The organism is Thioalkalivibrio thiocyanoxidans ARh2, from assembly GCF_000385215.1.
GTDB classification, from domain to species: Bacteria; Pseudomonadota; Gammaproteobacteria; order Ectothiorhodospirales; family Ectothiorhodospiraceae; genus Thioalkalivibrio; species Thioalkalivibrio thiocyanoxidans.
In genome coordinates, this window is sequence record NZ_ARQK01000052.1 from 77,936 (window position 1) to 83,935 (window position 6,000).

Annotated in this window: 4 protein-coding genes and 2 pseudogenes; 1 reads left to right on the forward strand and 5 read right to left on the reverse strand. The window is 65.5% G+C overall.

Features of this window, described 5'->3' with window-relative positions; genetic code table 11:
- Positions 1 to 137 precede the first annotated feature (137 nt).
- From G372_RS0108155 to G372_RS14575, 5 genes and pseudogenes are all read right to left on the reverse strand, one after another.
- Complete coding sequence (locus G372_RS0108155; RefSeq protein WP_018865065.1) at positions 138 to 638, reverse strand: DsrE family protein; 501 nt, start codon at positions 636 to 638, stop codon at positions 138 to 140.
- 141 nt (positions 639 to 779) lie between these two features.
- Entirely contained in the window at positions 780 to 1,043 is a 264-nt protein-coding gene (locus G372_RS0108160) for a hypothetical protein (RefSeq protein ID WP_018865066.1), read from the reverse strand.
- 27 nt (positions 1,044 to 1,070) lie between these two features.
- Positions 1,071 to 2,480 carry a cryptochrome/photolyase family protein gene (locus G372_RS0108165; protein WP_019623531.1) on the reverse strand — a complete coding sequence of 470 codons (1,410 nt, stop codon included), beginning with the start codon at positions 2,478 to 2,480 and terminating at the stop codon, positions 1,071 to 1,073.
- A gap of 79 nt (positions 2,481 to 2,559) precedes the next feature.
- Positions 2,560 to 3,207 (reverse strand): annotated as a pseudogene (locus tag G372_RS0108170) (MerR family transcriptional regulator); the annotation flags it as partial.
- Between the two features lie 77 nt (positions 3,208 to 3,284).
- Positions 3,285 to 3,561, reverse strand: a pseudogene (locus tag G372_RS14575) (MerR family transcriptional regulator); the annotation flags it as partial.
- A gap of 277 nt (positions 3,562 to 3,838) precedes the next feature.
- Between G372_RS14575 and G372_RS0108175 the strand changes: the two are divergent.
- Entirely contained in the window at positions 3,839 to 5,695 is a 1,857-nt protein-coding gene (locus G372_RS0108175; protein ID WP_026340310.1) for a thioredoxin domain-containing protein, read from the forward strand.
- Positions 5,696 to 6,000: the final 305 nt, after the last annotated feature.

A 6,000-nucleotide genomic window follows, 5' to 3' on the forward strand; every position in this document is an offset into this window, starting at 1 on the left:
TCGCAAACGCCGGGCGCGTCCTGCCTGACGACACTGCCGCCGTTGCGGGTGTCCGGCCGGTTATTGCGCGCCTCGCCCGCGATGTATGACCGCAAAGACGATACCACGCGAATTGTAACGTTATTTGGGGGGTTGGGTCAGTCGATCCGGATGGTGGTGTAGCCCTGCTGCTCGTAGCCCATGATGGACAGGAAGGTATTGCCCACCAGGTTGATACCCGGAACCAGGTCTTCCTGCCCGAGATCGAAGCGGCGGGTGGCGATGTAGCAGGCCTCCATGTGGACGCCATCCAGTTCCTGGATGTCGGCCAGACGGTCATGGATGTGGCGCACCGCCGAGACGTCCTCGATCTCCAGGTGGTCGGTATCGCGCGCGATCAGCGCGGCGGCACCCCCGCGAAACGCGAACACCATGTTCGGCTCCAGGCCTTGGCGCACCATGTCCTCGTAGGTCTCTTCGATGACGCTCAGCCGGGCAATCAGGCGTTCAGGGTCGCCGATGGTGATGTCCCAGAGGATCTGGCCGTGTTCCAGCCCCGCAATCGCGCGCTCGTCGGAAGGCTTTTCCGCCGCCGCCGGGCTGGCGAGCAGAAAAGCCAGCAGGACAGTGCCGAGAATGCCGATCAGCCGATACTTCATGGCGAACCCCTTGCCGACGCCAGGTCGGTTTCTGTCGTGACTATGCTCCGAGTTTAGGGCATGGGGCCCATCTGCACACGAGTCCCCATGCCCCAGACTCCTTCGGGGAGGAGCCGGGCTGGATGCCCCCCCGCGGGCGACTTAGTGCCCGTGGTAGCCCTTGTGCAGGTACTCGACGCCCTCGAGGGTTTGCACCTGGATCTCGCGTACCGGGATGAAGCGCGCGGAGCCGGGCGCGACGATCTCCTCCGTCACGCGAATGCGGTAAGGGGCTTTGGAGTTCAGGATCTGCCCGACGTAGCGCTTGCCCTCATGGGTCACGCGTACCGGGGTGGTCTTGTCGTGGCGGCTGAAGTTGTAGCTAACGCCTTTGGGGTAGTTTAGGTTGCGTTCGGAAAAGGTCATGTCTGGGCCTTGCTGGATTGATGTTCTTTAACGGGATGAAGTCTTCTTGATGGCCTCGAAGGCCTCCAATGCGGCCTGGCGGCTGGCTTTCAGATCCACGATCGGACTCGGATAGCCCTGGGTGCCGCCGGCGCCCGGGGCGTGAATATACCGTGTTTCGGTCTCCTTGAGCACCGGCAGAAAGCGTCGCACGAATCGCCCGTCCGGGTCGTATTGTTCCCCCTGGCGCTGGGGGTTGAAGATGCGGAAATAGGGCGCGGCGTCGGCCCCGCACCCGCCGGCCCATTGCCAGCCCAGGGTGTTGGAGGCGAGATCGGCGTCGACCAGGGTGTCCCAGAACCAGCGGGCGCCGTGCCCCCAGTGCAGCCGCAGGTTCTTGGTCAGAAAGGATCCCGTGACCATGCGCAGGCGGTTGTGCATCCAGCCGGTTTCCCACAGCTGGCGCATCGCCGCGTCCACGATCGGGATGCCGGTGCGGCCCTGTTGCCACGCGGCGAGGTCGGCCTCCGATTCGCGCCAGGGCAAATCCTCGAAGCGCGGGTTCATGGGCTGCTCCGGCGTGTGCGGGAAGTGATAGAGCACATGGTGCGCAAAATCGCGCCAGCCGAGCTCGCGCACAAAGGACTCGGGCCCCTTGTGCTCCAGTCTGATGCCGGCATCGCGCAGCGCGCGCAGCACCTGGCGCGGCGAGACCTCGCCAAAATGCAGGTGCGGTGACAGCCCGGAGGTACCGTCCTGGTCGGGGCGGTCCCGGCTGTCGGCATAGTCCGTGATCGTCTGTCCGAGGAACCGCTCCAGGCGCTCCCGGGCGCCATGTTCGCCGGGCGTCCAGGTGGCGCGCAGACCGGCGGCCCAGTCGATTCGGGGCAGCAGCGCCAGGTCATCGAGCGTCAGGGAGGCCGGTGGTTTCTCGGGGCCCGGCAGACGGGAGGGGGCGGGGAGCGGGTCGTGTTCGATCCCGCGTTGCAGGCAGGCGCGCCAGAACGGGGTGAAGACCCTGTACGGGCCGCCCTGGCCGGTCTCCACTTCCCAGGGCTCGACCAGCAAGGCCGCGTTGAAGCTGCGAACCTCCAGGCCGTCGGCACGCAGCTCGGCCTTGATGCCCTGATCGCGCAGGACACGGGCCGGTTCGTAGACGCGGTTCCAGTACACGGCCTCGGCCCCGGTCTCGGCGACCAGCTCCCGCAGGGTGTCGAGGCTCGGGCCCGCGCGCACGACCAGAGGGCTTCCGGCCTCGTTCAGCGCCTCGTTGAGGGCCTGCAGGCTGTGGTGCAGCCACCAGTTGGAGGCGGCCCCGGGGGGCCACTGCAAGTCCTCGTCCGGGGCATGAATGAACACCGGGATCACGGCCCCGCCGCGTTCGACGGCGGCGTGGAGCGCGGGCTGGTCGCCCAGGCGCAGGTCCTGGCGCAGCCAGACGAGGGCAGGGCCGGTCATCAGAGGCGGTCTCCATGTCGCAGTCGTTCACGGATGGCGGCGGCCTGCACCCTGGACCACGAACGGGTGGTGGATCGTCTCAGGGCTGGAGTTGCCGGCTGAGGTGGTCCGCGGCTTCGAGCGGGGTCCTGGGTAGCACTTCGATTTCGCGCTGGTGTTCCATCTGCGAGAGTTCCAGGGCGGCGGAGCCTGCGAGATAGCAGCGCGGTCCAGGGTGGTCGAGGATCGCCTCCACGCGCGGAAGCTCGGGCGAGCGCATCAGTTGGGAGGACCCATGGATCACCAGTGCAGGGGCGTGGAGGTGCTGTACGAGCGTGTCGAGGGCCTCGGGGCTGGTTGCGTCAAACACCGAGACTGTTTGCACGCCACGGCGGGCGCAGGCCAGCTGCAGGAGCATGCCGCCGACCTGCTGGTGCCCGCCCCCGAGGACCAGGCAGGGGATTGCAGGCCCCTCACAGGCCCGGATCGCAGCGCGTAATTGATCGGCGAAGGCTGTTGTTGCCCAGGAGGCGAATACTGCCAGGCGTATTTCTCCGTCGGAGGTGTGTCGCGATTCTTCTCGCAGACGCCGGTAGACTTCGAGAAATGCGCTTTCATGCACGCCGTCCCAGCCATGGCGCATCACCAAGCGTGCATAGGTGCGCTCCAGCTTGCCGGTATCCAGGTCCATGACGGAGGCATACAGCGTCTCGGCCAGCGGGTCGAGGGTGTGTGGAGCCACTCCGGGGCGGCCGATATCCGCATGTTCGTGCGGCGCAGAGGACTTGGTTGCATTACGCGGGGAGGAACGAGGCTCGCTTCTCGTGCTTTCGCTGGAGAGAACCCGATGGACCTGGGAGACCGGGATTCCCTGGTCAAGCAGTTCCAGGATGCGCCTTATGCGCGCGATGTCATCCGCGCTGTAGAGCCGGTGTCCCTTGGGTGTGCGCATCGGGCGGATCAACCCGTAGCGGCGCTCCCAGGCGCGCAGGGTTACGTCGTTTACCCCCGTTTCCGCGCACACGTGGCGGATAGGATAAAGACCTTCCTGTTCGGACGTGCCCACTTGTGTCGCACTGGTCATATTCGGATTGTACAGAATCTGTACGTTTCATGTACCTAGCATGGCCCGTGCAGAGCATCGGTTTGGCACCTGGGTTTCGTCAACCTGCCAGTCATTGGATGATGGCGATCGGTTGGGTTGTCGAGCGCGAGGCAGTGGCTGTTGCGTCCTCCCGGCCGGGCACTATTGGTCCGCTCGGGTGGAATGAACCCCGGAAGTAATCAGTCCCCTAACAATGCAGAGAGGATCCCAAACGGAGGCGACCATGTCGCAGGAAAGAAATGTTGCGGAGTTTCGGTGGATTCGAGGCGGATTCATGCTGGCTGCGGCGTCAGTTCTGTGCCTGGCCGTCGCCCTGCCCGTGCAGGCGAACCCCGAAATGGCGGACAGCATTTCTCCGTATTTACGCTTGCATGTAGACGACCCCGTCAAATGGCGGGCGTGGGACCCTGCATTGCTTGAGAAGGCCCGTGAGGAACAGCGCCCGCTACTGATCTCCAGCGGGTACTACTCCTGCTACTACTGTCATGTCATGCAGGACGAGAGCTTCAAGGATGAAGGCATTGCCGAACGCCTGAACGAGCATTTCATACCGGTCAAGGTCGATCGCGAGGTGAACGGGGCACTGGACACCTATCTGCTCGAGTTCCAGCGTGCGACGGCCGGAAGCGCGGGGTGGCCATTGAACGTGGTGGTGACGCCCGAGGGTCATGCGCTGACCGGGGTGGTGTACGCCCCGCGCGATGACTTCGCAGAGTTCCTGGACGGCATCACCGAACGCCTGGAGGCGGATTACGATGCGTTGCTCGACCTCGCCCGCCGCGGCAGTGATGAGCTCTCCGAGCAACTGCGTAAGGGTGAAGAACCGATGTCCGACAGCCGGGCGGCGCGTCTGCCGCAGGTCCTGTGGACCGCCATGGAACGCGAGGCGGATGACCTCCAGGGCGGCTTTGGCAGCTCAACCAAGTTTCCGCATTCGCCCTGGTTGCGCGCATTGCTGGAGGCCGAACGCATCGGCGAAGCGCCGGACTGGGTCCCCGAGTTCCTGGACATCACGCTGGAAGAGATGAGTGGATCCGGGCTGCGCGATGTGCTGGGTGGCGGCTTCTTCCGGTATTCCGACACCCCGGACTGGGGCGAGCCGCATTTCGAGGTGATGCTGGAGGATCAGGCCCAGCTGGCCTGGGTATACCTGAAGGCGGGTGAGCACTTCGACCGCCAGGACTGGATCGAACTGGGCCTGGAAAACCTGGACTTCGTCAAACGCGACATGGCGCTGCGCGAGGACGATCTGGGGGACCAGGCGGAGCCCGGTCCGGACGGCTTTCGTGGCTTTGCCGCGAGCCTCTCGGCAGTGGACGATCAAGGCCGCGAAGGCGGGGCCTATCTGTGGCCGGAAGAAGATCTGGAGTCCGCGTTGGCGGACCACGAGAATCCCGAACTGGTGCGTGCCTACTTCGGCATGGAAGGTGCCAAGGTGTTCGATCTGGGCTATCTCCCGCGGAGCGGTGAAACGGTCGCGCAACTGGCCGAACGCTTCGAACTCGACGAGGAGGCGGTACAGGAGAAGGTGGACAGTGGCCGCGAAGCCCTGATCGTGGCCCGAGAAGAGCGCGGTCTGCCGCGCGACGAAAAGGTCCTGACCGGGGCGCACGGGCTCCTGCTGTCCGCGTTGTCGTTGGCGGCGGACCACGACGAGCGCTTCGAGGAGGCCGGAGAGGCCGTGCGCGCGTGGCTGCTGGAGGTGGCCGAGTCGCCCGACGAACTGCCGACGCTGATGGGCCTGCCTCGCGAAGACGCGGGCGAGGGCACGCTGAACGACTACGCCTATGTTGCCCAGGGGCTGCGTGACTGGGATTCGGCGCACGACAGTGGTGATCGCGGTGCCGCGATTGCCCTGCTGGAGACGGCTTGGGAGCGCTTCCGTGACGACGACGGCTTCCGGTCCGAGCCGGAACCCCCGTTGCCCGGGATGATCTCGCAGCGCTTCCATCCGGCGGTGCATCGGCCGTCGCCGACCACGCTGATCCTGCGGATGACCGAGGAATGGCTGGAGGAGAGCGACACGCTCGAGAGTGCGTTCGAGGAATATGACCTGCGCCCGGGGCTCGGAGTCGAGGGACAGCCGAAGCATCACGCGCGGCTGATCCTCTGGTTCCAGGAACGCGACTGATCGCCAGCGGACGGCGAGCGTCGCGCCTGTCCGGCGCCGTGGAGGCTGGGTCTGGTTCGGCACCCGGTGTTTACGTGCCTTCGTTCGGCCGCCTGCCTGCGCTGTCTCGGCAGCGCACCCCGAGGTACTTTCTTGCTTGCCCAAGAAAGTACCCCAAGAAGGGCACCCGGATTCCGCCCGGGGACCTTGCTCCAGGGCCCTCGGGCCGGCGGCGCTGAAACTCGCTGCGCCTTCGGCTTCGCTCAGACAGTCAGCGCCTCTCTTCCGTCCCGAGGACCCTTCCGCAAGGGGCTTCATACGGGGGG